Origin of the sequence: Streptomyces sp. HM190 (genome assembly GCF_009857135.1) — a bacterium.
Lineage (GTDB): Bacteria > Actinomycetota > Actinomycetes > Streptomycetales > Streptomycetaceae > Streptomyces > Streptomyces heilongjiangensis.
Window position 1 is genome coordinate 7,321,828 of record NZ_CP047318.1, and the last position, 24,309, is coordinate 7,346,136.

Annotated in this window: 22 protein-coding genes and 3 pseudogenes; 15 read left to right on the top strand and 10 right to left on the bottom strand. The window is 74.6% G+C overall.

What is annotated here, in order from left to right:
- Positions 1 to 46: 46 nt before the first annotated feature.
- Both GSY65_RS31355 and GSY65_RS31360 read right to left on the bottom strand, forming a co-directional pair.
- On the bottom strand, positions 47 to 868 hold the full coding sequence (locus tag GSY65_RS31355; protein ID WP_159774897.1) for a class I SAM-dependent methyltransferase: 822 nt from the start codon (positions 866 to 868) through the stop codon (positions 47 to 49).
- A gap of 133 nt (positions 869 to 1,001) precedes the next feature.
- The gene (locus tag GSY65_RS31360) at positions 1,002 to 2,489 is read right to left on the bottom strand and encodes a bifunctional phosphatase PAP2/diacylglycerol kinase family protein (RefSeq protein WP_159774899.1); all 1,488 of its coding nucleotides are present in this window, start codon (positions 2,487 to 2,489) and stop codon (positions 1,002 to 1,004) included.
- A gap of 138 nt (positions 2,490 to 2,627) precedes the next feature.
- On the opposite strand from GSY65_RS31360, the gene GSY65_RS31365 reads away from it, so the two are divergent.
- Complete coding sequence (locus GSY65_RS31365; protein WP_159774900.1) at positions 2,628 to 4,247, top strand: ABC-F family ATP-binding cassette domain-containing protein; 1,620 nt, start codon at positions 2,628 to 2,630, stop codon at positions 4,245 to 4,247.
- Between the two features lie 96 nt (positions 4,248 to 4,343).
- Here GSY65_RS31365 and GSY65_RS31370 read toward each other — a convergent pair whose 3' ends face one another.
- Positions 4,344 to 5,465 carry a baeRF2 domain-containing protein gene (locus GSY65_RS31370; protein WP_159774902.1) on the bottom strand — a complete coding sequence of 374 codons (1,122 nt, stop codon included), beginning with the start codon at positions 5,463 to 5,465 and terminating at the stop codon, positions 4,344 to 4,346.
- Between the two features lie 87 nt (positions 5,466 to 5,552).
- Here GSY65_RS31370 and GSY65_RS31375 point away from each other — a divergent pair, with 87 nt between their 5' ends.
- Together GSY65_RS31375 and GSY65_RS31380 are read left to right on the top strand one after the other, a co-directional pair.
- The gene (locus GSY65_RS31375; protein WP_159774904.1) at positions 5,553 to 5,786 is read left to right on the top strand and encodes a DUF6158 family protein; all 234 of its coding nucleotides are present in this window, start codon (positions 5,553 to 5,555) and stop codon (positions 5,784 to 5,786) included.
- Entirely contained in the window at positions 5,783 to 6,403 is a 621-nt protein-coding gene (locus GSY65_RS31380) for a TIGR03086 family metal-binding protein (RefSeq protein ID WP_236580140.1), read from the top strand. The genes GSY65_RS31375 and GSY65_RS31380 overlap by 4 nt, the downstream gene beginning before the upstream one ends.
- A gap of 134 nt (positions 6,404 to 6,537) precedes the next feature.
- Here the strand turns inward: GSY65_RS31380 and GSY65_RS31385 are convergent, their stop codons facing one another.
- From GSY65_RS31385 to GSY65_RS31395, 3 genes and pseudogenes are all read right to left on the bottom strand, one after another.
- A complete protein-coding gene (locus GSY65_RS31385) occupies positions 6,538 to 7,080 on the bottom strand; it encodes a type 1 glutamine amidotransferase domain-containing protein (protein ID WP_159774906.1) in 543 nt (180 codons plus the stop codon).
- Positions 7,081 to 7,144: 64 nt separating this feature from the next.
- Positions 7,145 to 7,565, bottom strand: a pseudogene (locus GSY65_RS31390) (CBS domain-containing protein); the annotation flags it as partial.
- 13 nt (positions 7,566 to 7,578) lie between these two features.
- Positions 7,579 to 7,965 (bottom strand): DUF2795 domain-containing protein, encoded by a 387-nt coding sequence (locus GSY65_RS31395; protein WP_159774908.1) that lies wholly within the window; start codon positions 7,963 to 7,965, stop codon positions 7,579 to 7,581.
- Positions 7,966 to 8,153: 188 nt separating this feature from the next.
- Between GSY65_RS31395 and GSY65_RS34390 the strand changes: the two genes are divergently transcribed.
- The gene (locus tag GSY65_RS34390) at positions 8,154 to 8,285 is read left to right on the top strand and encodes a hypothetical protein (protein WP_268978238.1); all 132 of its coding nucleotides are present in this window, start codon (positions 8,154 to 8,156) and stop codon (positions 8,283 to 8,285) included.
- A gap of 157 nt (positions 8,286 to 8,442) precedes the next feature.
- On the opposite strand, the pseudogene GSY65_RS31400 reads toward GSY65_RS34390, so the two are convergent.
- Positions 8,443 to 8,801, bottom strand: a pseudogene (locus tag GSY65_RS31400) (thiamine pyrophosphate-dependent enzyme); the annotation flags it as partial.
- Positions 8,802 to 9,125: 324 nt separating this feature from the next.
- Here GSY65_RS31400 and GSY65_RS31405 point away from each other — a divergent pair.
- The 5 genes from GSY65_RS31405 (at position 9,126) to GSY65_RS31425 (ending at position 14,668) form a co-directional block, all read left to right on the top strand.
- The gene (locus tag GSY65_RS31405) at positions 9,126 to 9,932 is read left to right on the top strand and encodes an RNA polymerase sigma factor SigF (protein WP_159774910.1); all 807 of its coding nucleotides are present in this window, start codon (positions 9,126 to 9,128) and stop codon (positions 9,930 to 9,932) included.
- A gap of 733 nt (positions 9,933 to 10,665) precedes the next feature.
- Complete coding sequence (locus tag GSY65_RS34180; protein WP_236580141.1) at positions 10,666 to 10,941, top strand: ANTAR domain-containing protein; 276 nt, start codon at positions 10,666 to 10,668, stop codon at positions 10,939 to 10,941.
- A gap of 189 nt (positions 10,942 to 11,130) precedes the next feature.
- On the top strand, positions 11,131 to 11,913 hold the full coding sequence (locus GSY65_RS31415) for a PT domain-containing protein (protein ID WP_159774913.1): 783 nt from the start codon (positions 11,131 to 11,133) through the stop codon (positions 11,911 to 11,913).
- 189 nt (positions 11,914 to 12,102) lie between these two features.
- Positions 12,103 to 13,332, top strand: coding sequence for an aminotransferase class I/II-fold pyridoxal phosphate-dependent enzyme (locus GSY65_RS31420; protein ID WP_159774915.1), 1,230 nt, complete (start codon positions 12,103 to 12,105; stop codon positions 13,330 to 13,332).
- Positions 13,333 to 13,513: 181 nt separating this feature from the next.
- Positions 13,514 to 14,668, top strand: a complete 1,155-nt coding sequence (locus GSY65_RS31425) for an MBL fold metallo-hydrolase (protein ID WP_201452732.1) — start codon at positions 13,514 to 13,516, stop codon at positions 14,666 to 14,668.
- Between the two features lie 70 nt (positions 14,669 to 14,738).
- Here GSY65_RS31425 and GSY65_RS31430 read toward each other — a convergent pair whose 3' ends face one another.
- Both GSY65_RS31430 and GSY65_RS31435 read right to left on the bottom strand, forming a co-directional pair.
- Positions 14,739 to 15,350, bottom strand: coding sequence for a DedA family protein (locus tag GSY65_RS31430; protein WP_159774917.1), 612 nt, complete (start codon positions 15,348 to 15,350; stop codon positions 14,739 to 14,741).
- Between the two features lie 37 nt (positions 15,351 to 15,387).
- A complete protein-coding gene (locus tag GSY65_RS31435) occupies positions 15,388 to 16,161 on the bottom strand; it encodes an MBL fold metallo-hydrolase (RefSeq protein ID WP_159774919.1) in 774 nt (257 codons plus the stop codon).
- Between the two features lie 86 nt (positions 16,162 to 16,247).
- Here GSY65_RS31435 and GSY65_RS31440 point away from each other — a divergent pair, with 86 nt between their 5' ends.
- The 5 genes and pseudogenes from GSY65_RS31440 to dnaK all read left to right on the top strand — a co-directional run bounded on the left by GSY65_RS31440 (position 16,248) and on the right by dnaK (position 22,397).
- Entirely contained in the window at positions 16,248 to 16,730 is a 483-nt protein-coding gene (locus tag GSY65_RS31440; protein WP_236580142.1) for a hypothetical protein, read from the top strand.
- A gap of 252 nt (positions 16,731 to 16,982) precedes the next feature.
- Positions 16,983 to 19,094 carry a phage holin family protein gene (locus GSY65_RS31445; protein ID WP_201452861.1) on the top strand — a complete coding sequence of 704 codons (2,112 nt, stop codon included), beginning with the start codon at positions 16,983 to 16,985 and terminating at the stop codon, positions 19,092 to 19,094.
- A 31-nt stretch (positions 19,095 to 19,125) separates the two neighbouring features.
- Positions 19,126 to 19,643, top strand: a pseudogene (locus GSY65_RS34185) (DUF2201 family putative metallopeptidase); the annotation flags it as partial.
- Positions 19,644 to 19,862: 219 nt separating this feature from the next.
- The gene (locus GSY65_RS31455; RefSeq protein ID WP_055541002.1) at positions 19,863 to 20,291 is read left to right on the top strand and encodes an OsmC family protein; all 429 of its coding nucleotides are present in this window, start codon (positions 19,863 to 19,865) and stop codon (positions 20,289 to 20,291) included.
- 240 nt (positions 20,292 to 20,531) lie between these two features.
- On the top strand, positions 20,532 to 22,397 hold the full coding sequence (gene dnaK, locus GSY65_RS31460) for a molecular chaperone DnaK (protein ID WP_159774921.1): 1,866 nt from the start codon (positions 20,532 to 20,534) through the stop codon (positions 22,395 to 22,397).
- 69 nt (positions 22,398 to 22,466) lie between these two features.
- Here the strand turns inward: dnaK and GSY65_RS31465 are convergent, their stop codons facing one another.
- Positions 22,467 to 23,330, bottom strand: a complete 864-nt coding sequence (locus GSY65_RS31465) for a helix-turn-helix domain-containing protein (protein WP_159774923.1) — start codon at positions 23,328 to 23,330, stop codon at positions 22,467 to 22,469.
- A gap of 530 nt (positions 23,331 to 23,860) precedes the next feature.
- Here GSY65_RS31465 and GSY65_RS31470 point away from each other — a divergent pair.
- Positions 23,861 to 24,289 carry a hypothetical protein gene (locus GSY65_RS31470; RefSeq protein ID WP_159774925.1) on the top strand — a complete coding sequence of 143 codons (429 nt, stop codon included), beginning with the start codon at positions 23,861 to 23,863 and terminating at the stop codon, positions 24,287 to 24,289.
- Positions 24,290 to 24,309 lie beyond the last annotated feature (20 nt).

Here is a 24,309-nt window from a genome sequence, read left to right on the forward strand (position 1 = left end):
CGCCCCGCGGCGGTTCGTCAGGGTCCGGGTCCGCGGATTCCCGGATTCAGGCCGGCTTGCGGCAGAGAATCTCCCCGTGCAGTACGGCGAACCAGCCGTCCTCCTGCCGCCCCCAGTCCCGCCAGGCCGCCTCGATCGCCCGCAGTCCCTCCTCGGTGGCGTGGCCGTCCCCGGTGACCCGCTCGGCGTAGGCGGAGGCGACCGTGCGGTCCGCCCACAGCCCGCTCCACCAGGCCCGCTCCTCGGCGGTGGAGTACGTCCACGTGGAGGAGGTGGCCGTGACGTCGGTGAGCCCGGCCCGCAGGGCCCAGGACTTCAGCCGGCGCCCGGCGTCCGGCTCGCCGCCGTTGGCCCGTGCCACCCGCCGGTACAGCTCCAGCCAGTCGTCCATGCCCGCCGACGCCGGGAACCACGTCATCGCCGCGTAGTCCGAGTCGCGGACGGCGATGAGACCGCCGGGCCTGGTCACCCGCGCCATCTCGCGCAGCGCCTGCACGGGGTCGCCGACGTGCTGGAGCACCTGGTGCGCGTGGACCACGCAGAAGGTGTCGTCCGGATGGTCCAGCGCGTGGACGTCGGCGACCGCGAAGTCCACGTTGGTCAGGCCCCGTTCGGCGGCCGTGGCCCGTGCCTGGTCCAGGATGCCGGGGGCGTGGTCGACGCCGGTGACGTGCCCGTCCGGGACCAGCGCGGCGAGGTCCGCGGTGATGGTGCCGGGGCCGCACCCGATGTCCAGGACCGTCATGTGCGGTTCCAGCGAACCGAGCAGGTACGCCGCCGAGTTGGCGGCCGTCCGCCAGGTGTGCGAGCGCAGTACCGACTCGTGGTGCCCGTGCGTGTAGACGGCGGTCTCCCGTGCCTTCGGCATGGCGGTTCCCCTTCTCCAGGTCCTGGGGGAACCGTACGCGCCCATGCCGAATATTGAGACCGCCGTCTTGAATACTGGACGAGGGTGGTGGGGAGGGGAGCGGGCGGGCGGTCGGCGGACCGCCCGCCCGGGGTCAGCCGAGGGGCCGGTAGACCGTGAGGGCCTCCGGGAGCTTCTCCAGCGTCAGATCGCCGTGCACCTCGGTGACCTCGCCGTCGTACGCCAGCGGGGTGCCGGGCGTGACGCCCTCGACGCGCAGGCGGCTCACCCGGACCGCGGCGTGCGCGGGGGAGCGGGTCACCGGGCCGGCGAGGGCCGCGGCCAGCAGCCGCAGCGCCGGGCGGCGCCCGCCGTGCACCACTCGGACGTCGAGCAGCCCGTCGGCGAGGTCGAAGCGGTGCCCGGGGGCCAGGCCCAGCCGGTGGTACGTACCGTTGCCCGCGAACAGCAGCCAGATCGGGCGCGGCCGGCCCTGGAAGGTGGCCTGGAGCGGGTGCCGGTCGGAGCGCAGGACACGCACCGCCGCGATCACCCCGGCCGGCCAGCCGCCGAGCATCCGCTCCCACCGCTCGCGCTCCCGCACCAGCTCCGGGTAGACGCCCACGCTGAACGTGTTGACGAAATGGCCCTCGGTCTCGCCGGACCGGAAGTGCCCCACGTCCACCCGGACCGCCTCGCCCTGACGCACGGCGCGGCGGAGATCGCGGACGTCCTCCACCCCCAGGTCCCGCGCGAAGTGGTTGAGCGTGCCGCCCGGCAGGACGGCCAGCGGCAGGCCGTGGCGCAGGGCGACCTCGGCGGCGGCGTTCACCGTGCCGTCGCCGCCGCACACGCCGAGCACCCGGGCGTGGGCCGCCGCCTTCTCCAGCTCGGCCCGCAGGTCCTCCGGTGCGCACTCCACGGTCTGGGCGCCGGGAAGGGCGTCCCGCAGGGAGCGCACCCGGTCGGCCGTGCCGGAGGCGGTGTTGGCGACCATGACCAGGCCCTCGCCGTCCGGCAGCGCGGGCGCGTCCGCGCGCGGGCGGCCGGGGGGCGCGAGCTGGTCGCGGGTCGGCACCATGCCCCGGACGGCGTAGGCGGCGCCCACCCCGAACGCGGCACCGGCCAGGACGTCGCTCGGGAAGTGCACGCCCGTGTACACACGGGACAGCGCGACCGCGGTCGCGAGCGGGGCGACCACCGCGCCCCAGCCGCGGGACTCCAGGGCGACGCCGGTCGCGAAGGCGGCGGCGGAGGCCGAGTGACCCGACGGGAACGACGTCGTGATCGGCTGGCGCTTCAAGTGGCGCATGGCCGGGACGTTGTCCAGGACCGGGCGGGGGCGGCGCACCGTGCGCTTGCCGAGCGTATTGATCGTCACCGAGGCGAGGGCGAGGGAGGCCACGCCGCGGGCGGCGGCCCGGCGGGCCCGCGGACTGCGGGTCGCGGCGATCACGGCCGCCGTGGCGAACCAGAGGACGCCGTGGTTGGCGGCCCGGCTCAGCCTCGGCAGCATGGGGTGGGCGCCCGGCCACTCGCGGGTCGCCACCGCGTCGAAGAGGCGGCTGTCCGCGGCGAGGAAACGGTCCCGGAGGATGTGGTGGCCCGGGAGGCGGGCGGTGAGGTCGACGTCTGCGGTCATGGGACCACGGGTACCCCATGGTGCGGCGACCGTGTCAGGCGGGGGTGCGCTCCGGGGCACCCGCCGCGGCCGCGGGCCCGGCGGCGGTGCGGCAAATCGGTTTGCCTCCCGGTTCACGGGCCTCGCAGAATGCGCCGCATGGGATATCTCGAAGCGGCACACCTGGAGTACCACCTCCCCGACGGGAGGACCCTGCTCGGCGATGTGTCGTTCCGGGTGGGGGAGGGGGCCGTGGTCGCCCTCGTGGGTCCCAACGGCGCCGGGAAGACCACCCTCCTGCGGTTGATCTCCGGAGAGCTGAAGCCCCACGGGGGATCGGTCACCGTGACCGGCGGGCTCGGCGTGATGCGCCAGTTCGTGGGCTCCGTACGCGACGAGACGACCGTCCGTGACCTGCTGGTGTCGGTGGCGCAGCCCCGCATCAGGGAGGCCGCCCGCGCCGTCGACGCGGCCGAGCACCAGATCATGACCGTCGACGACGAGGCGGCCCAGCTTGCCTACGCCCAGGCCCTCTCCGACTGGGCCGAGGTCCGCGGCTACGAGGCCGAGACCCTCTGGGACATCTGCACCACGGCCGCGCTCGGCATGCCGTACGAGAAGGCGCAGTGGCGGCAGGTGCGGACCCTGTCCGGCGGCGAGCAGAAGAGGCTGGTGCTGGAGGCGCTGCTGCGCGGCACCGACGAGGTGCTCCTCCTCGACGAGCCCGACAACTACCTCGACGTCCCCGGCAAGCGCTGGCTGGAGGAGCGGCTCGCGGAGACCCGCAAGACCGTGCTGTTCGTCTCCCACGACCGGGAACTCCTCGCCCGCGCCGCCCAGAAGATCGTGAGCGTGGAACCGGGCCCCGCGGGCGCCGACGCCTGGGTGCACGGCGGCGGGTTCGACACGTACCACGAGGCCCGGCGGCAGCGGTTCGAGCGGTTCGAGGAACTGCGCCGCCGCTGGGACGAGAAGCACGCCCAGCTGAAGAAGCTCGTGCTCACGCTCCGGCAGGCCGCCGCCGTCAGCCACGAGATGGCCTCCCGGTACGCCGCCGCCCAGACCAGGCTGCGCAAGTTCGAGGAGGCCGGGCCGCCGCCCGAGCCGCCGCGCGAGCAGGACATCACCATGCGCCTCAAGGGCGGCCGTACCGGCGTACGGGCCGTCACCTGCGCCGGGCTCGAACTGACGGGGCTCATGAAACCCTTCGACCTGGAGGTCTTCTACGGCGAGCGGGTCGCCGTCCTCGGCTCCAACGGCTCCGGCAAGTCGCACTTCCTGCGGCTGCTCGCCGGTGAGGACGTGGCCCACTCGGGGCAGTGGAAGCTCGGCGCCCGGGTCGTCCCCGGACACTTCGCGCAGACGCACGCCCATCCCGAGCTGGAGGGGCGGACCCTGCTCGACATCCTCTGGAAGGAACACGCGCAGGACCGGGGTGCCGCCATGTCACGGCTGCGGCGCTACGAGCTGACCGGACAGGCCGAGCAGTCCTTCGAGCGGCTCTCCGGCGGCCAGCAGGCCCGCTTCCAGATCCTCCTGCTGGAACTCCAGGGAGTCACCGCGCTGCTCCTCGACGAGCCGACGGACAACCTCGACCTGGAGTCGGCGGAGGCCCTGCAGGAGGGGCTGGAGGCGTTCGACGGCACGGTGCTCGCGGTCACCCACGACCGCTGGTTCGCTCGTTCGTTCGACCGCTACCTCGTCTTCGGCTCCGACGGCCGGGTCCGGGAGACCCCGGAGCCGGTGTGGGACGAGCGCCGCGTGGAGCGCGCCCGCTAGTGCCGCGACGGGCAACGTTCGCCCCGGGCAAACGTTGCCTGCGGCTGCATTAGGACGCCCCCGCGGTGGGCGCCCACCGCCTGCGCGGCGCGCGTGTCACGTCCAGCGCAGCAGCGCGCCCAGCCCGCCGGCCGGTACGCCGGTCCCCGTGGCCTCGGACGCCGGGGTCACGGAGACCGCCGGGGCGTCGGCGCTCACCGTGGACCGCAGCAGGGCGTCGTCGGCCCTCGCCGACCGGGCGCGGTCCACGCCCACCCCCAGGGGCCGCAGCTGCGTACGGTGCACGGCCAGCTGGTCGGGGTCCTCACCGACCCACACCGCCCGGTGCGTGTCGGGCCCCTCGGCGCGCACCAGCAGTTCGTCGATCCGGTGCTCCCGCGCCGCCTCCACCAGCTCCGCCACGTCCTCCACGGCACCCCGGCGCCCTGCGGCGTCCGGGCCGCGCGCCGCGAGGAACCGCTCGACCTCGTCGGCGGCCCGCCGGCGGACGTGCTCGGCGCGGACCCGCGCCAGGTCCTCGTCCGGCAGCCTGCCGCCCACACCGGGCGGGGCCTGGACCACCCGGTCCAGCAGCCGCCGCGGCAGCCGGTCCCGCACGGCGCCGCGCTCCCGGTGCTCACCGACGAGAACCAGCAGGTCGGCACGGGTCTCCTCCTGGCACACGGCGAGCGCGTCGGCGACCTCCGCCACGTTGTGCTCCCAGGTGTTCTCCATCCACAGATGGAAGTGCCGCTCCGACCGGCCGGCCCCGCCGGTCCGGTGCACCGGCCACCACCCCCCGGCCGCCGGCGCGGCGCCCTCGCCGCCGAGGGCGCCGCGCAGTTCGAAGCGGGCGCCCCGCCGGTCCACGTACGCCACCACGCACACGACGTCCTCCCCGGCCAGGTCCAGCAGCGGAGCCGTACGCGGCAGCGGCGCCCAGAAGGCCAGGTCCGCCGGGGGCGGCGCGGCCAGCGTCGGATCGAGGACCACCCGCCCGTCACGGGCGAACAGCGCCCGGCCGTACGGCTCGGCGTCGTGCCGCAGCTCCTCCACCGCCCGGCGCACGGCCCGGCACGTCGCCTCGTCCGCCCCCTGCTCGGTCAGTTCACGGGTCACGGCGGCCGCCGTCAGGGACCGCTCGCCGGGCACGGACTCCGGGGGCGCGGGCGTCCCGGCGTACACGGAGGCCCAGGGCCCCGGATGTTCGTACAGTGGATGGAGGAACGCGAGATCCATGGCTCCCTCCCGGATGCCGCTCGGGGTGGCGCTCGCCGGGCGGGTACCCGGCTCTCATGGGAGGAACACCAAGATCGGGGTACCACCATGACCGGAGTGCACCCGGACCGCCTGGACGACCAGCAGCTGATGAAGGAGCTGGAGTCGATCCACCGGACCCGCCACGACACGCTGCTGCACGGGTCGGCCGACGCGCTGCGCACCCACAACGAGCGCATGGCGCTCCTGGAGGGCGAGTACCTGCGCCGTCATCCGCGGCGCCCGGTGGTCTCCGGGCGCACCCGCGAGGGCGCCCGGGACCGGGGTCCGGGGCCGTCGTGACCCGTTCGCCGTCCGACCCGGCCGGCGACGCGTCCGGCCCGGCGGAGCCCCGTCCCCTGCTCGCCCGGCACGCCGAGGCCCAGGACCTCTTCGGTGACCGGGTGCACGCCGTCCGCGACGACCAGTGGGGCGCGGCCACCCCGTGTGCCGCGTGGACGGTCCGCGACCTCGTCAACCACCTCGTCTCCGAACAGCTGTGGGTGCCGTCGCTGGTCAGGGACGGCTGCATGATCGAGGAGGTCGGCGGCACCTTCGGCGGTGACCTGCTGGGGCCCGACCCCGCCGCGTCCTGGGAAACGGCGGCCCGCTCCGCGCGGGAGGCGTTCCACGCGCCGGGGGCACTCGGCCGCACCGTCCACCTGTCCTACGGCGACACCCCGGCCACCGCGTACTGCGCGCAGATGATCGCGGACCTCGTCGTCCACGCCTGGGACCTGTCCCGCGCGATCGGCGCCGACGAACGGCTCCCCGAGCGGCTCGTGACGTTCACGACGGAGGAGGTCGCCCCGTACGCGGGCGACCTGGAGAAGAGCGGACTGTTCGCGGCGCCGGTGGAGCCGCCGGCGGGCGCCGACGCGCAGACCTCGCTGCTGTGCCTGCTCGGCCGCCGCCCCTAGCGCCGCGCGGCCCCGACACCGCGGCGGCAGCGGCGACGACACAGGGGGCGCCCGCACCGCCGTGCGAGCGCCCCCTGTGTCGCTACGGCCCGGGACCGCTGTCGTCCGGCCTCGGACCGGCTGTCGTACCCGCCTCAGACGGAGACTGTCCTGAAGACGTCGAGGAAGGTCTCGCAGAACGCCTTCAGGTCGTCGGGCTTGCGGCTGGTGACCAGTTTGTTCGGCCCGTGGTCGCAGACCTTCACCTGCTCGTCGACCCATTCACCGCCCGCGTTGCGGATGTCGGTGCGCAGGCTGGGCCACGAGGTCAGGACCCGGCCGCGGACCACGTCCGCCTCGATCAGCGTCCACGGCGCGTGACAGATCGCGGCGACCGGCCGGCCCCGCTCGAAGAACTCCCGCACGAACGAGACTGCCTGGTCGTCCATCCGCAGGACGTCCGGATTGGCCACCCCGCCGGGCAGCACCAGCGCGTCGAACGACTCGGCGGGCACCTCGCCCACCACGCCGTCCACGGCGAACGTGTCCGCCTTGTCCAGGTGCTGGAACGCCTGGACGCGGCCCGGTTTCGTCGACACCAGCACCGGCTCGTGACCGGCGTCCGCCATCGCCTGCCAGGGTTCGGTCAGTTCGATCTGCTCCACACCCTCCGGTGCGGTCAGGAATGCGATACGCATACGCGTTCGATCTCCCTTCTTCGTGATCTTCTGGGACGTCGCAGGTCGGACGGGGGTCCCGCCCAGGCCGGCTGTCCGGTTCGGCGCGGCTGAAGTCGGCGAGCGCCGAGTCCGAGTTCCGGGCGACGGCCAGATCGCCGAGGCTCACCATGCCCACCGGGTGCCCGTCCGCGACGACCGGAAGCCGCCGTACCGCGTGGTCGCGCACCAGCGCGAGCGCCGCGGACACCGCGCCGTCCGGGCCGATCACCACGGGGCCGGGGGTGCACACGGCCTGCGCGCCCACCGTCAGCGGGTCCACGCCGTCGGCGACGGCCCGCAGGGTGATGTCACGGTCGGTCAGCACCCCGATGAGCCGCTCGTCCGCGGTGACCAGGACGTTCCCGACGTCCTGCGCGCATCAGCCGCGCCGCTTCCACGAGCGACGCGTCCGGCCGGACCGCCACGACGCCCGGCGTCATGACGTCCCTGTCGACATCGGCCATGCCGGTCCGCCCCTCAGTCGCCGTCCCGGGTGCCCGCCACCGCCGTGGCGAGCTGGTGCACGGACTCGTAGCGGGCCTTCCTCGGCAGCCGCTCCAAGGGCTCGACGAGGTTGTCCGGGGCGTGCCGGTCGCGCAGGACGCGGATCAGCTCGCCGGACCGCGCCGGGAACGAGGTGCGGCCCAGAACCCGGGCCAGCTCCAGGCGCAGCGTCTCCACCCGGGCCGGAGCGCGGGTCGGTGTCACCGGCCCGCGCGCGACCTCCGGGTCGTCCTCGGCGTACGGCTCCGGGTCGTGCCACTCCTCGGTCCGGGTGGGGTGGCCGGACCGGAGCAAACCCTGCAGTTCGTGCTTCCTCTCGTCGTCGCGGTGGACGTTCAGCCGGTCGCTGCCTCGCTGCATGACTCCCCTCCAGGGTTGGCGTGGCCTCCCGCGTACCCGAGGACCCGCCGTCGACACGGGAGTTCCGGCGGCGGCCGGTTCCGTTCGCCGTACGGGCTTCCCCTTGCCGCCCGGGTTTGCCCGTCCGCGCAGGGGAGACCCGCCCTGACACCCCCCCACCGCACATTCCCTGGGGAAGGACCGGGCCCATGGCGGTGATCGCTGTGATCATTCCGATGCTGATGCTTCTCGCCGTTCTGGCGCTGGGCCGCTACGAGGAGGTGCTGCTGCCACCCGTCGAGGAACCCGACCCCGCCGAACCGGCGGTACCGGCCGGCTGACCGCCGCCTCCCGGACGCCGCGTGCGGCCCGACGGTCGGGCGCGGTGTCCGGGTCCGACCCGGCCATCCCGGAGGCGACCACAGGGCACCCGCCGCCGAGCGACGACGTCCTGCCCGTCACTTCCTGCCCGTCACCGCCTGCCCTCGGCCTCGTACTCGGCAGGAACTCCTGCACCTTCGCCTTGAAACCCTGCTTGATCATGGCCCCCGGTCCGCGTCGCCCTTGAGGACCGAGGCGGCCGTGGCCTCCATCTGCTCCCAGGTGGCGTGCGGCGCAACCGCCGGGTCGGTGAGGAACTCGACGACGGCGGGACCGTCCGCCTCCAGGGCCGCGCGCCAGCCCGCCTCGACGTCCTCCGGCTTCTCCACCCGGATGCCGGTCGGCCCCAGGGAGCGGGCGAACGCCGCGTACGGGACGTCCGGCAGCTCCTGCGAGGGCAGGAAGGACGGCTCGCCTATCGCCCGCAGCTCCCAGGTCACCTGGTTGAGATCGCGGTTGTTCCAGACGCCCACCACACGTTGCTGCCGTCCCCCGGATAGCCGAAGACGTGTTCGACTCCCCATGCGCGCAGTCTGCGCGGGATGTGGTCGGCGACATACATGGCCATACTGGACCTCCCAGGGTGTTTTTCCTCAGGCCCGAGTCACCCGGCGGGAAGGAGGGAAACCTGGGTGTGTTTGCCGCGCGTGGAGCGGGGCAGGCGCACCTCAGTGCTTCGGACAGGAGGCACGTCCGTGGGATCGGTGATCCAACCATCACGGGTGTGCCCCATATGTGCATGTCCGCACCCCCCACGGTGACCGTCCCCCCAGAGCACATCTAGGGAGCTGCGACGCACCATGCGTACTCAGGCAAGCACGAAGCACCATCCGCACGACGACGCCCCCGACACCGCTGAGGCGTTCCGCGAGCTGGCGACACTGTCCCCCGGCCCGGAACGGGACGCCCTGCGGGGACGGATCGTCGAGGCGTGGCTGCCCATGGCCGAACGGCTCGCGGGGCGGTTCCGCAGCCGCGGCGAGAGCTACGAGGACCTGCGCCAGGTCGCGGCGCTCGGCCTGGTCAAGGCCGTCGACCGCTACGACCCCGAGCGCGGCAACGCCTTCGAGAGCTATGCGGTACCCACCGTCACCGGTGAGATCAAGCGGCACTTCCGGGACCACATGTGGACCCTGCACGTGCCGCGCCGGGTCCAGGACCTGCGCAACCGGGTCCGGTTCGCCACCCAGGACCTGTCCCAGACGATCTCGGGTCGCCGCCCCACCGTGGCCGAGATCGCCGCCCACGCCAACATGAGCGAGGAGGACGTCCAGGTCGGCCTGGAGGCCCTGGAGAGCTTCACGGCGCTGTCCCTGGACGCCGAACTCCCGGGCAGCGAGGACGGCTACTCGCTCAGCGACGCGCTGGGCGCGCCCGACCCCGCGCTCGACACCGTCGTCGACCGCGAGGCGGTCAAGCCGCGGCTCGCGGCGCTGCCGGAGCGGGAGCGGGCCATCCTCTACATGCGGTTCTTCGGGGACATGACGCAGAGCCGGATCGCGGAGCAGCTGGGCATCTCGCAGATGCACGTCTCCCGGCTGATCAGCCGGTGCTGCGACCGACTGCGCGACCAGGTGATGCAGGACGCCGGCGCCCCAGCCGACTGAGATACCGGCCACGCGCCGTCCGCGCACCCGCCCCGTCACCGATGTGACCGGCCGGCCGGGCCCTGAGGGTCCCCGGCCCGCCGGTCGCCGTGAGCGGGCCGCAGGGGCGGCCTCCCGCTCGGTCCGTACGTCACCCGGAGGCGGCCATCGCGAGGGCGATGTGGCGCGACATCGTGTCCGTCGCCCGGGCCTCCGCCATCGAGAAGGCCAGGCGGGCGCCCGGTCGGAAGAGGGAGAGGACGCCCCCGACGTGCCGTTGGGGGCGGTCACCGGGACCGACAGCAGCGAGGTGACGTCGGCCCGCACGAGGACGGGGGCGCCCGTGGTGTCGTGGCCGAAGGCGCCGGGGTCCGCGGGGCGGACCTGGAGAACACGCCGCCCGCTGCACCGCGACAGCTGCGGGGCGAGCAGCACGGTCACCGACGTCGGCGCCGAACGACTCGCCGCCTACCCCCCACCCCGACCTCGCCGGGCCGGTCGCCGTCCAGCTCCGCTCGGGGGACGGCTCGATCCCGACGGCCCTGGACCGCGGGGAGCCGGTCGACGCGGCGGATCTGCCGCGTGACGAGCGGTGGCCGGACTACCGGGTCGTCGCCCTCGACGCGGGCGTCCGGTCCAGCGTCACCCTGCCGTTCCGGCGGTCGGGGCTGACGTCCCCCTCAGCCTCCACAGTTTCCGCGCCGGGGCGCTGGGGGACGTGCCGCACGGGTCCGCCCGCGCGCTCGAGGATCTCGTGGCGACGAGCATCGTCCGTGACCGTTCGTACCGGGCCGCCCCCACCGAGCCGGAACAGCTCGGCGCCGCGCTGCGTAGGCGGCCCGTCGTCGACCAGGCGTGCGGCATCGTGATGCATGTCCTCGGGTGCGACGCGGACGCGGCGTTCACGGTGCTGCGGCGTATTTCGCAGGGCACGAACCGCAAGTTGGCCGAGGTGGCCTCGGCGGTGGTGGAGAGACGGGGCAGGGGCCTGGAGCGGGAACCGGTGTCCCTGTGCGGCAACGAGGGGTGAGGGCGGGAGCGGGAGGGCGCCTCCCCCGCTCGCGTGGTCCCGCCCTGGTCGCTCGTCTGGTGTCACCCGGTCGGTGGGGCCGGTCCCGCGAATGGGGTCCGGCGGCGGGCGGGCGGCGCAGGCGCAGGGTCTGATGGGCAGGGCGGGGCGCGGTGGGCGTGCCCCGAGCCGGACCAAGGAGCCCCGCCCATGCGCCGCAGAGCCCGTGTCCTGTCCGCCGCCGCCCTGGCCGGCGCCGTGATCGGCGTCGCCGCCCCGGTCGCGTACGCGGATCCGGCGGCCGAGGTCGTCCCGGTCGCATACGCGGATCCGGCGGCCGAGGTCGTCCCGCACGATGCGGCGCCGGGCGAGACCGTCACCGTCTCCGTCTCCTGCGACCCGACCGGCGGCCCGGCCCCCGACAGCACCGACGCCAGCTCACAGGCGTTCGAGCAGGGCACCGTCCAGCTGCACCGCATCCCGGGCAACGACGACGCCGCGGGCGGGCCCTCCTACCAGGGCACCGCCCGTATCGCCCCGGCCGCCGACTTCGAGACCGGCCCGGACGGGGCTGAGGCCGGTCCGGACGGGGCTGAGGCCGGCCCGGACGCGCCGGGCGGCTCCACCGAGTGGGGCGTGGACGGCGTCTGCCCGGCCCCGCCCGGCGGTGAGCAGAAACAGTGGAGCGCCACTTACACCGTCGACCTCGGCGGCCACCACCCCACGCGTCACCCCACCGACCAGCCCACACACCAGCCCACGCACGAGCCAACACACCAGCCCACCCACGAGCCCACGCATGAGCCCACACACCAGCCCACCCACCACGACACCCACCGTCCCGCGCCGGTCCAGCGCGGAGTGCAGGCGGGCAGCGGGGGCGCCTTCACCGACTCCGTCCCGGCGATGGTCGCCGGCGGACTCCTCGTCGCGGGCGCGCTCGGCGCCGCCGTCCACCGTCTGCTGCACCGCCGGGGCCGCTGGACCCCGTGACCGCGCACGGCCGCCCCCGGCGCCACCCGGCGCGGAGCCCCCGAGGCGCGTGAGCGGGGGACCGGCGGGGCGGGGCGTGGACCTCGCGGCACGGGGTGGTACGGAGCACGCGCGGGAACGGCGGGGCACCATGGACAGCGCGGGAACGCTGAGCACCGGACAACGCGACGACACGGCGCGGAGGTACAGATGCGGCGGACGGAACCGGGAGGAGGTCCGGTGGGGTACGGCCCCGTCCGTTACGGTCCTCCGCTGCCCGACCAGGGACTGCCGCTGCTGCCCGAGCTGACCGCCGTGCTCTCGGCAGCCGCCGGCCGCCCCGACGCCGTACCCCTCGGTGGTTCCCCCGAGCTCCTGGACGCCGCCTGCGGCTACTGGGGCCGGCGCGGGCTGCCCACCACTGCCGACCGCGTCGCGGCCGCCCCCGGCGCCCCCGCCCTGCTGCTCGCGCTGACCGCCGCGATCGGCGGTGACGTCCTGCTCCCGCGGCCGTGCGCGGCCTGGTGGGAGCCGGAGGCCCGGGCGCTCGGCAGATCCGTCTTCCACGTGCCGACCCCGGCCGAGTGCGGCGGCGTACCGGACCCGTACGCGCTGCTGGAGACCGTGCGCCGGATCCGGGACGAGGGCGGTGACCCCCGGCTGCTCGTGCTGTGCGTCGCCGACGATCCGACCGCCACCGTGGCCCCGCCCGAGCTGGTCCACGAGACCGTTCAGGCCGCCGCGGGGGAAGGGCTGCACCTGGTCAGCGACGAGACCTGGCGCGACACCCTGCACGACCCGCACGACCCCGTGCTGCTCAGCCCTGCCGAGATGCTGCCGGACCGGGTCACCGTCGTCACCGACCTCGCCGGCCCCTTCCTGCCGGCGGGCTGGCCCGCCGCGATCGCCCGTTTCCCGGCCGACGGCACCGGCGGCGGACTGCGCGACCGGGTCCTCGACGTGCTCACCGCGCTCGGCGCCCGCGTCGCCACCCCGGTCGCCGCGGCCGCCGCGTACGCCCTCGCCGAGCCCGGTCCCGTCGGCGAGCGGCTCGCCGGGACGGTCCGGCTGCACGCGCGGCTGGCCGCCGCGGCGCACCGGGCCGTGATCGGAGCCGGGGCGCTCGCCCTGCCCCCGCGCGCGGGCCGGCACCTGTACGTCGACCTCGCCCCGCTGCGCCCGGCGCTCACCGTGCACGGCGTCGGCGACGCCCAGGAACTGGAGGACTTCCTCACCGCCCGGCTCGGCCTGCCCGCGCCCGGCGGGCACCGCTTCGGGGACGACCTCGGGGCGCTCCGGTTCCGTCTCTCGACGGGGCTGTTCCTCGGCACGGCCGACGAGGAGCGGACGCGCGCCCTGAACGCCCCCGACCCCCTCGGACTGCCGCAGGTGGAACGCGCGCTGACCCAGTTCGGATCGACCCTGGAGGATCTCCGATGACGAGGGTGCCCACGCCCACCGGATCGTGTCCGCGCCGCCCGGCCGCCCGTCGGCGGTCCGGACAGCGGCCTGGTCGGCGGCCCGGTCGACGCTCCTGGCAGCGGCCCGACCAGTGGTGCGGTCAGCCGTCCGGTCAGCGACGCCGGTCCTTCGACGACGCCCGGCGATGGGAGCCCTCTCGATGACGCAGCAGCCCGGGTCGACCACCCCCGCGGCCTCCTCGTCGCGCGCCTCCGCGACCCCCGCGACCCCCGAGGACACCGAGGACACCGAGGACACCGAGGACACCGACGGTCCGGCGTCCGCGGCCCGCCTCGACGCCCTGGAGCCGAGGCCCGCGCCGCCCTTCGCCGTCCCCGGGCCGCCGGCGGAGCCCGCCGAGCCCCGTCCCCTCGGTGAGCGGCGCCGCTGGCCCGCGTCCTTCGCCGACCGGCTGACCACCCCGCTGCCCGGCCTGCGGGCGCTCGCCCGCTTCGCCCGCGAGGGCTCGGTACGGCCGGGCCCCGAGGGCCTCGTCGACATCCCCCGACTGCCGTACGAGCCCGGCCCGTTGCCCCGCGTCGACGCCCGCAGCATGGCCGTCACCTGGGCGGGGCACGCGAGTTGGGTGGTGCGGATCGGCGGGCTCACCGTCCTCACCGACCCGGTCTGGTCCCGCCGTATCCTCGGCACGCCCACCCGGATCACCCCGGTCGGCGTGGCCTGGGACGCGCTGCCGCGGGTGGACGCGGTCGTCATCAGCCACAACCACTACGACCACCTGGACGCGCCCACGCTGCGCCGCCTCCCGCGCTCCACACCGGTGTTCGTGCCCGCCGGACTCGGCGGCTGGTTCCGCCGCCGCCGCTTCACCGAGGTCACCGAGCTGGACTGGTGGGAGGCGGCCGAACTCGACGGCGTCCGCTTCGACTTCGTACCGGCCCACCACTGGTCCAAGCGCACCCTCACCGACACCTGCCGCTCCCTGTGGGGCGGTTGGGTCCTCACGGCGCCCGACGGCAAGCGGGTGTACTTCGCGGGCGACACGGGCTACGGCCACTGGTTCTCCCTCATCGGCCGCCGCCACCCCGGCATCGACCTCGCGCTCCTGCCGATCGGCGCGTACGACCCCCGCTGGTGGCTCAGCGACGTCCACTGCGACCCCGAGGAGGCCGTCCGGGCCTTCCAGGACCTCGGCGCCCGCCACATGGCGCCCATGCACTGGGCCACGTTCGTCCTGTCCGCCGAACCGGTCCTGGAACCCCTCACCCGCGTACGGACGGCCTGGGAGGCGGCGGGGCTCGCGCGCGAGAACCTGTGGGACCTGCCGATCGGGGCGTCCCGTGTCCTCGCCTGAGGGGCGCGGACAACCGCCCGATCACCCACGACGGATTCCGCGGGCCGTCACGCCCTCCGGCCCCGGGCCCTCAGCGCACGAGACGCCGCCACAGGCTCGGCACCACGCTGATCAGAAGCGTCAGTAGGACCGCCGCCAGCACCCCTTCCCAGGGCTCCGCGAACAGCGACCCGCCGAGGATCCCGATCAACTGGTACGTGACCGCCCACGCCAGGCACGCCGGCAGGTTGCCCCGCGCGAACCGCCGCAACGGCATCTTCGCCAGCAGGCACGCCAGCATCACCGGGAGCCGGCCGGCCGGCACCAGCCGTGACAGCACCAGCACGGCCACCCCGTGCCCGTCGAGCTTGCGCTGGGCCTGGGCCAGCCGGTCCTCCGGGGCCCGGCGGCGGATCGCCTCCAGCCACCGCGAACCGTTCTTCGAGCCCATGCCGCGCCGCCCCAGCCAGTACAGGGCGATGTCCCCGCAGAACGCGGCCACCGACGCCACCACGAACACCATCAGCAGCGCGAACGGCGCCGTCTGGTGGAACGCCACCACCGCCGCCGAACTGACCAGCGCCCCCGTGGGCACCACCGGCAACAGCGCGCCCACCAGCACCAGCAGGAACAGCATCGGATAACCGATCGCCTGCTGCGTCGGCCCGTAGGGCAGGGGAGTGGCCACGACGGACAGCACCATCACCGGGCACCCTCCGCGACCCCGCTCGGCCCACGTCTCATTCCGCGCCCCCCGGTCGTACGCTCTCCCCGTGCTCCAGCCGGTGCACGGCCACCTCCGGCGCGCGCAGGGCGGCGAGGCGCACGAACTCCGCCCCGGGCGCGTGGAACTCATGGGGGCGCACGGCGTCCATCCCGATCGGCCAGTACGTGCCGTAGTGCACCGGAATCGCGCTGCGGGGCGCGAGCAGCGCCAGCGCCTCCGCCGCGCGCCCCGCGTCGAGATGCCCCTCCCCGAGACAGGGCCCCCAGCCGCCGACCGGCAGCAGCGCCACGTCGACCGGTCCGACCTCCTTGGGCATCGACTCGAACAGCCCGGTGTCCCCGGCGAAATAGGTCCGCGCCTCCCCCTCGACGACGAACCCGAGCGCCGGTGAGCGGTGCGGCCCGACCGGCAGGCGCCGCCCGTCGTGGCGGGCCGGCACGGCCCGGACGACCAGGTCACCGACGCCCACCTCGTCCCCGGGCGCCACCTCGGACAGCCGCAGGTGCCGCAGCCTGCGCAGCCCCGGCACCTGGCGCGGCGCCCCGCGCGGCACCACCAGCCGGGTACCCGGCGCGAGCCGGGCCAGGGACGGCACATGCAGATGATCGGCGTGCAGATGGGACACCAGCGCCACGTCCGCGTCCGCCGCCTCGGGCGGGGGCGGCGCCCCGCGGCGCCTGCGCAGATGCGCGAGCCGGCGCGTGAACAGCGGGTCCGTGAGCACGCGCGTGCCCGAGTCCTCGACCGTGCAGGTGGCGTGACCCCACCAGGTGACCTCCACCGGCACTCCGTTCGCCTCCTTCGCGCTACTCCCCCGAGCCTACGGGCTGGAGTAGGGTCTCAGGCCCGGGACCCGGAGGTGAGGGGGACGCCATGGGAGACGAGAGTGACGCCTTCGCCCTGTCCTGCCAGGAGACACCCCGCGAGCGCCCGGGGCGGACGGCGGGAGGCGGAGCGGTCGTACGGGTCGCCGCCATCGCCAGCCTGACCCCCCTGGAGGAGCTGGAGGCCGACCCCTTCCTGGTCGACTCCCGCAGCCAGCACGCCATGTGCGCCCGCTGGGCCGCCGAGCGCGGCTACGTGGTGACGCGCGAACTGCTCGTCCGCGGTCTGCGCCCCGACCACTGCGCCCTGTGGGCCGACGTCGACGCCGGCCATGTCGACCTCTTCGTCGCCCCCAGCCGCCGCGTCCTCGAACGCGCCCTCGCCTCCGTCGACGACTTCACCGCCGAGTGCGCCCGCCGCGGCGTCCGCGTCGAGACCGTCGGCCGCGCCGAACCCGCCTACGACGCCCAGATGAAGGCCCGCGTCCACCGCCGGCTGTCGATGCCGACGGCGGGCTACGACGGCCGCTGACCGCCGGGGCGCGCTCCGCGCACGCCCGTCGCCGTGCCGCCGCTGCCGCCTGCTGCGCCCTACCGCCCCCGACCAGCGTGCCCGGGCCGCACCCCGCCCCGCCTTCCGCACGCCCCGCCCCGCCTCCGTGCCCCCCTCGGTGTCACCCCCGTTCCCCCGGCCGTGTGACAGGCTGGGCCCAGGAACGTGACGTAAGGGTGGCCGGACGTGCGCGGTGAGCGTTGGCGGAGGGTGCTGAGCGGGTTCTGGCGGATGCTGGCCGTATGGGCGGTGTCGACGCTGACGATGCTGGTGCTCGCGGGACTCCTGCCCGACTTCCGGCTCCAGTCCAGCACCGGCGAGAGCGCCACCCAGATCGCCGTCACCGCCGCCCTCGGCGCGGGCGTCTTCGGTCTGCTGTCCTCGCTGGTGTGGCCGCTGCTCGTACGGGCGTTGCTGCTGGTGCCCGCCCTCGTCCTCGGCCTGCTGGTCTTCTTCCTCAACGGCTCGCTGCTCCTCCTCGCCCTGCGGATCAACCCCTCCGGCCAGGGTGAGGCCGCGCCCGAGACCGCCGTGGTCGTGGCCGCCGTGATGTCCGCGGTCGCCTCCGCCACCGGTGGCGCCCTCGCCGTCCGCGACGACGACGCCTACCGGCGCCGCCTGTACCGGCTGGCGGACCGCCGCCGCAGACACGCCGACGGCCCGCCCGGCCCCGTCGGACCCGGCACCGTCTTCCTCCAGCTCGACGGCGTCGGCCACGACGTGCTGGAGGCGGCCACCGCGAAGGGCCTGATGCCGACCGTCGCCGCCTGGCTCGGCGCGCCCGCGCCCGGCACCGGGCCCGTCCGCGCCACCCACCGGCTCACCCCGTGGCGCACGGACTGGTCCAGCCAGACCGGCGCCAGCCAGCTCGGCATCCTGCACGGCAGCAACCACGACGTGCCCGCCTTCCGCTGGTACGAGAAGGAGAGCCGGGAGGTGATGGTCTGCAACCGTCCCTCCGGCGCCGCCGAACTCCAGCGCCGCGCCATCGAGCGCACCGGCGACGGGGGCCTGCTCACCGTCGACGGCGCGAGCCGCGGCAACCTCTTCAGCGGCGGCGCCGACCAGCTCGCGCTCGTCCTGTCCATCGCCGCCCGCCGCGGCAAGCGGAACCGGTCCCGCGCCGGATACTTCGCCTACTTCTCCGACCCCGCCAACGCGGTCCGCACCGCCCTGTCCTTCGCCGCCGACGTGCTGCGCGAGATCGCCCAGTCCACCCGCGCCCGCCTGCGCGAACAGCGGCCCCGCGTCAAACGCGGCGGCCTCTACCCGTTCATCCGCGCGTTCGCGACCGTCGTCGAACGCGATGTCGTCGTCGCCGCCGTCATCGGCGACATGTTCGCGGGCCGCGCCGCGATCTACGCGGACCTCGTGGCCTACGACGAGGTCGCCCACCACTCCGGGCCGCACAGCCAGGACGCCGACAAGATCCTCGAACGCCTCGACCGGTCCATCGCCTTGATCGCGCAGGTCGCCGAGCACGCCCCCCGCGACTACCGCATCGTCCTGCTCTCCGACCACGGGCAGAGCCCCGGCGAGACCTTCCTCGGCCGCTACGGCCTCACCCTCGGCAACCTGGTCCGCGCCGGCTGCGGCCTGCCCGTACCGCGCGGGGCGGAGCGCACCCACAGCGGCGCCGAGGCCCGCTCCGCGGTCCGGGCCGCGCTGCGCATCCCCGAAGGGGAGGGTGTCGAGCGGCACCGCCCGGACCGCGGCTCCGAGCCGGTCGTGCTCGCCTCCGGCAACCTCGGCCTGGTGTCCTTCCCCGACGTGCCGCACCGGATGAGCCGGGAGGAGATCGACGCCCGCCACCCCGCCCTGCTGTCCACCCTCGCCAACCACCCCGGCATCGGGTTCGTCCTCGTCCGCAGCGAGGCGCACGGCGGCCTCGTCCTCGGCGCGCACGGCGCGGAGGTCCCCCTCGACGAACTGAGCGACGACCACCCGGGGCCGCTGGCCGGCTTCGGCCCCGGCGCCGCCGACGCCGTACGCCGCACCCACGGCTTCCCGCACACCGCCGACATCATGGTCAACTCCTGGTACGACCCCGAGGAGGGCGAGGTCCTCGCCTTCGAGGAGCAGATCGGCTCCCACGGCGGCCTCGGCGGCTGCCAGTCCCGGCCCTTCCTCCTCTCGCCCCTGGCCCTGTCCGCACCGGTCGAGGAGAAGGAGGACCTGGTCGGGGCCGAACACGTCCACCGCGTCCTCAGACGCTGGCTGAGAGAGGCCGACGGCCCTCAGATACCGGTGGGGGCGCAGGCGCCCGGCAAGGGCGCGGGGAACCGCGCGACCGACCCGGACGAACCCGCACCCGCCCACCCACAGGACCCGGCAGACGCCTAGGCACCCGGCGCCCCCTTCTCCTGCGGCCCCTGCCCTGCGGTTCGACGAGTGCGTGCCCCGGCCCGAGCCGGTACGGAGCCACACGGCCCCTCGTGCCGCCAGTCCGCCACCCCGACATCCCCCGCGCGGGACGGTACTTCCCGCCCGAGGAGGTCGCCCGCCGCACGTTCGGTGTCGTCCCCCACACCTCCGCCTCCATGAACCGGGTCCTGCCCGGCAAGGCCCCGGCGCCATCGCCTCCCACACCGGGGCTCGTGACGTACCGGCCGCGCGGGTCGTCCTCTGCGACGCGGGCCCGCACGACGCGGGCTACGTCCCGGTCACGGAGATCGCCGGACGCGTCCGCGTCCACGGGCGCGGCGGCACGGTGCTCCAGCCCGGCGTCGACCTGTTGCAGCGGGCCGACGACTTCCCGCGGGCGCGCCGCTCCTGGTCATCACCGACGGCTGGTGCGACACGCCGCGGGTACGCCGCGAGCACGCCCCTCCCCTCCCGCGGGGCGCCCGCCTGCCGTTCACCGCCCACGGCCCGGTGTTCCGCGTGCGGTGACCCGGCGCCCACCGCGGGCGCACCAACCGCCGTGTGCGCCGGAAGACTTGGAAACTCCGGCCGTCTCCTCGCGGCGCACGGCGTCGCCGGGGGTGGACGTCGGGCGGACGGGCGGTCGACCGCGGGGGGACTCCGCCCCGTCGGCTGGGTCCGGGGCGGCCCGATGTGATCGGATGGGGCCGACCCCGTTGGAACGGGACCCACGTGAAAGGAAGAACCGTGGCTACCACGCGCTCCGCACACACCGTATGGGAAGGCAACCTGCTCGAGGGCAACGGTGTCGTCACCTTCGACTCGTCCGGCGCCATCGCCGAGCAGCCGGTGACGTGGGCCGCTCGCACGCAGGAGGCGAACGGCAAGACCAGCCCCGAGGAGCTGATCGCGGCCGCCCACTCCAGCTGCTTCTCGATGGCGTTCTCGCACGCCCTCGCCGGCGCCGGCACGCCCCCCACCAAGCTCGTCACCTCCGCCGACGTGACGTTCCAGCCGGGTGAGGGCATCACCGGAATCCACATCACCGTCGAGGGCGAGGTGCCCGGTCTCGACGAGGCGGGCTTCGTCGCGGCGGCCGAGAACGCCAAGGTGAACTGCCCGGTCAGCCAGGCCCTCAAGGCGGTGCCGATCACCCTGTCGGCCAAGCTGGCCTGATCCGCGGGCTCACGGCGGCCGGACCGGTCACCCCTGAGGGGCGCTGGTCCGGCCGTCGGTGTCTCCTCAGCCGCACGCGCCGAGCCCCTGTGTCCTGACGCGGACCTCCCCCCTGCCCCATTGACAAGAGGCCGCTCAAGTTTTGTGCTGGTGGTAGGAGCCACGGGTCGGCGGGCAGGCGTGCGGGCGCGGGAGCCACGGGCGCGACCCAGGGTGGAGCCTCGCAGGAAGGGGACGGCGATGGGGCGTGCGGTCGGAATCGATCTGGGGACGACGAACTCGGTGGTCGCCGTGCTGGAGGGCGGCGACCCGACCGTCGTCACGAACGCGGAGGGCCAGCGGACCACCCCCTCCGTGGTGGCCTTCGCCAAGAACGGCGAGGTCCTCGTGGGTGAGGTCGCCAAGCGGCAGGCCGTGACGAACGTGGAGCGCACCGCGCGCTCCGTCAAACGCCACATGGGCGACGGGGCCTGGCGCTTCCCCGAGCAGGGCTCGGTGGACGGCACCCGCCTGAGGGCCCAGGAACTGTCCGCCCGCGTGCTGCAGAAGCTGAAGCGGGACGCCGAGGCGTACCTCGGCGACGACGTCACCGACGCGGTGATCACCGTCCCCGCGTACTTCGACGACTCCCAGCGGCAGGCCACCAAGGAGGCCGGGGAGATCGCCGGGCTCAAGGTGCTGCGGATCATCAACGAGCCCACGGCCGCGGCCCTCGCGTACGGCCTCGACCGGGGCGACGAGCAGACCGTCCTCGTCTTCGACCTCGGCGGCGGCACCTTCGACGTCTCGCTGCTGGAGATCGGCGACGGGGTCATCGAGGTCAAGGCCACCAACGGGGACACGCACCTCGGCGGCGACGACTGGGACCAGCGGGTCGTCGAGTACCTCGTCAAGAAGTTCAAGGGGCAGCACGGCATCGACCTCGGCAACGACAAGATGGCGCTCCAACGGCTCCGGGAGGGCGCCGAGAAGGCCAAGATCGAGCTGTCCAGCTCCTCCGAGACGTCCATCCACCTGCCGTACGTCACCGCCTCCTCCGAGGGGCCGCTGCATCTGGAGGAGCGGCTGACGCGCACCCGGTTCCAGGAGCTGACGGCCGATCTGCTCGACCGCTGCAGGACGCCGTTCCACCAGGCCGTGAAGGACGCCGGGGTCAAGCTCTCCGCGATCGACCACGTCATCCTCGTCGGCGGCTCGACGCGCATGCCCGCCGTGACCGAGCTGGTGAAGGACCTCACCGGGAAGGACCCGCACAAGGGCGTGAACCCCGACGAGGTGGTGGCCGTGGGTGCCGCGCTGCAGGCGGGTGTCCTGCGCGGCGACGTGAAGGACGTCCTGCTGCTCGACGTCACCCCGCTGTCGCTGGGGATCGAGACCCAGGGCGGCATCATGACCAAGCTGATCGAGCGGAACACCACGATCCCGACCCGGCGTTCGGAGATCTTCACCACGGCCGCCGACAACCAGCCCTCGGTCGGCATCCAGGTCTACCAGGGGGAGCGGGAGATCGCCGCGTACAACAAGAAGCTCGGCGTCTTCGACCTCACCGGGCTGCCGCCGTCGCCGCGTGGGGTGCCGCAGATCGAGGTGGCGTTCGACATCGACGCCGACGGGATCATGCACGTGTCGGCGAAGGACCTGGCCACCGGCCGTGAACAGAAGATGACCGTCACCGGGGGGTCCGCCCTGCCCAAGGACGACATCGACCGGATGATGCGGGAGGCCGAGCAGTACGCCGAGGAGGACCGGCGGCGCCGGGAGGCCGCGGAGACCCGCAACCAGGCCGAGCAACTCGTCTACCAGACCGAGCGGTTCATCCGCGACAACGAGGAGCGGGTGCCTGCCGACGTCCGGGGCGAGGTCGAGGCGGCCGCGGCCGCGCTGAAGCAGCTCCTCGACCACCCCGAGGACACGGCCGCCCTGCGGGCCGGCATCGACAGGCTCGCCACGGTGAGCCAGCGCATGGGCCAGGCGATGTACGCGACGCCGTCCGGAGCGCGGACCGAGGAACCCCGCCCCGGCCCGGATCCGGGTGCCGGGGAGGAGGGCGTCGTGGACGCGGAGATCGTCGACGACGACAGGGAACGGAGGGACGGCGCGGCGTAGCGCGGCGGGTGAGCTGTCTGCCCCCGCCCCCGCCCCCGGCCCGGTGCCGGGGGTCCGTCCGGTGCGGGATCAGTACCGGTCGCGGTACGCGCGCAGCAGCTCGCGGGTGCGTTCCGCGGAGGCCGCGTGCGCCGCCATGTGGTCCAGGACCTCCAGGTGGAGGGCGACCTCACGGCGCGAGTCGAGGTAGAGGGCGCCGGTGAGGTACTCCGTGTAGACCATGTCGGGGAGTTCCGGCTCCGCGAAGCGGAAGAGGGCGAACGGCGCGTACGTGCCCGGATGAGGGCCGGCGGCGAACTCGGCGACCTGGAGGGTCACATGGTCCTTCTCGGTGATCTCCAGCAGCCGGTCGATCTGGTCGCGCATGACCGGGGAGTGGACGCTCACCGGCCGCAGGAGCGCCGTCTCGTCCATGATCACCCACAGGTGCGGCGGGTGCTCGCGGGTGAGGAGCTTCTGCCGGGCCATCCGCAGCGACACGTGCCGCTCGATGGTGTCGGGCCCGGTCTGCCCGAGGGTGCCCGCCTCCATCACGGCCCGCGCGTACTCCTCGGTCTGGAGCATCCCGGGCACGAAGTGCGGCTCGTACTGCCGGATCAGATGCGCCGCGCCCTCCAGGCTCACGTACAGGCTGAACCAGTCGGGCAGCACGTCGTGGAACCGCTGCCACCAGCCGGGTTCGTTCGCCTCCTCGGCGAGCTTCACGAACGAGGCGACCTCGGGCTCGGCGACACCGTACGTGGTGAGCAGGACCTGCACGTACGGGATCTTCAGCGCGACGTCGGCGGTCTCCATGCGCCGTACGGTGGCCGGGGCGACCCGCAGGACGCGCGCTGCCTCCTCGCGCTTGAGCCCGGCGGCCTCGCGCAGTTCCTGGAGCCGTCTGCCGAGCACCACCTGACCGACGGTGGGCGCGGGCCGCCGCTCACTCACGCCACGCCTCCCCACACACCACACGCCACACGCCGAAGTACGCGTCCAGTCTGTCATGTTCCGGTGCCTATCTCACGAGGTCGAGCGGAACGGGAAGCCCTCGGTTCCGGTTCGCCCACGACGGCACCCACGACGGCCCCGTGACGGAACACGCCACAGCGATCCCACGGAGCAGGCGACCCCACAGAGCGAAGGACGCTGCCGAGGAGTGGGCAGCGGTGCCCCGGCGCGACCTCGGTCACGGCACTCCGGGGACCGTGTCGCGGGTCACCCGCACCGACCCGACCCGGCCCGACCCGGCGCGGCCTCCGGGCCACCGGTATGACCTCCGGGCCACCGGCATGACCTCCGAGGTACCGGCATGACCTCCGAGGTAATCGACCGCCACCGCCCCGCGCGGCAGGGTGAGGGCAGCGGGTTCCGGGCCGGCGCACTCCGGCCCGGGGCCCGGCCCCGGGGGGCCCGTACGGCCGCCCCGGCCGATCCGCCTCCCAGCCGACCGACCCCACCTCGACGGAGGGTGATGCCCCATGTCCGCGACCCCGCTCGCCGCTCTCGCCCGGACCACCGACCCCCGGACCATGCTGCGCCGCTTCCTGGCCGCGGACGCCGCCGTGACCGGGGCGAACGGGCTCGCCTACCTCGTCGCCGCCGGCCCGCTCGGCCGGTTCCTCGGGGTGGGCGCGGGCCTCCTCGCCGCACTCGGCGCGTTCCTCACGGTGTACGCGGCGGCCGTGGCCCTGCTCGCCGCCCGCGGACGCCCGCCGGCCTGGGCCGTGACCGCGGTCGTCGAGGCCAACCTCGCCTGGGCCCTCCTCAGCCTCGTCGCCCTCGCCCTGTGGCTCGGGCCGAGCACGGCGGGCGCCGTGTGGACGGTGCTCCAGGCACTGACGGTCGCCGGGTTCGCGGCGGCCCAGTACACCGCCCTGCGGGCCGCCGGCGACCGACCGGCCGCCTGATCGTCACATGACTGATGAGC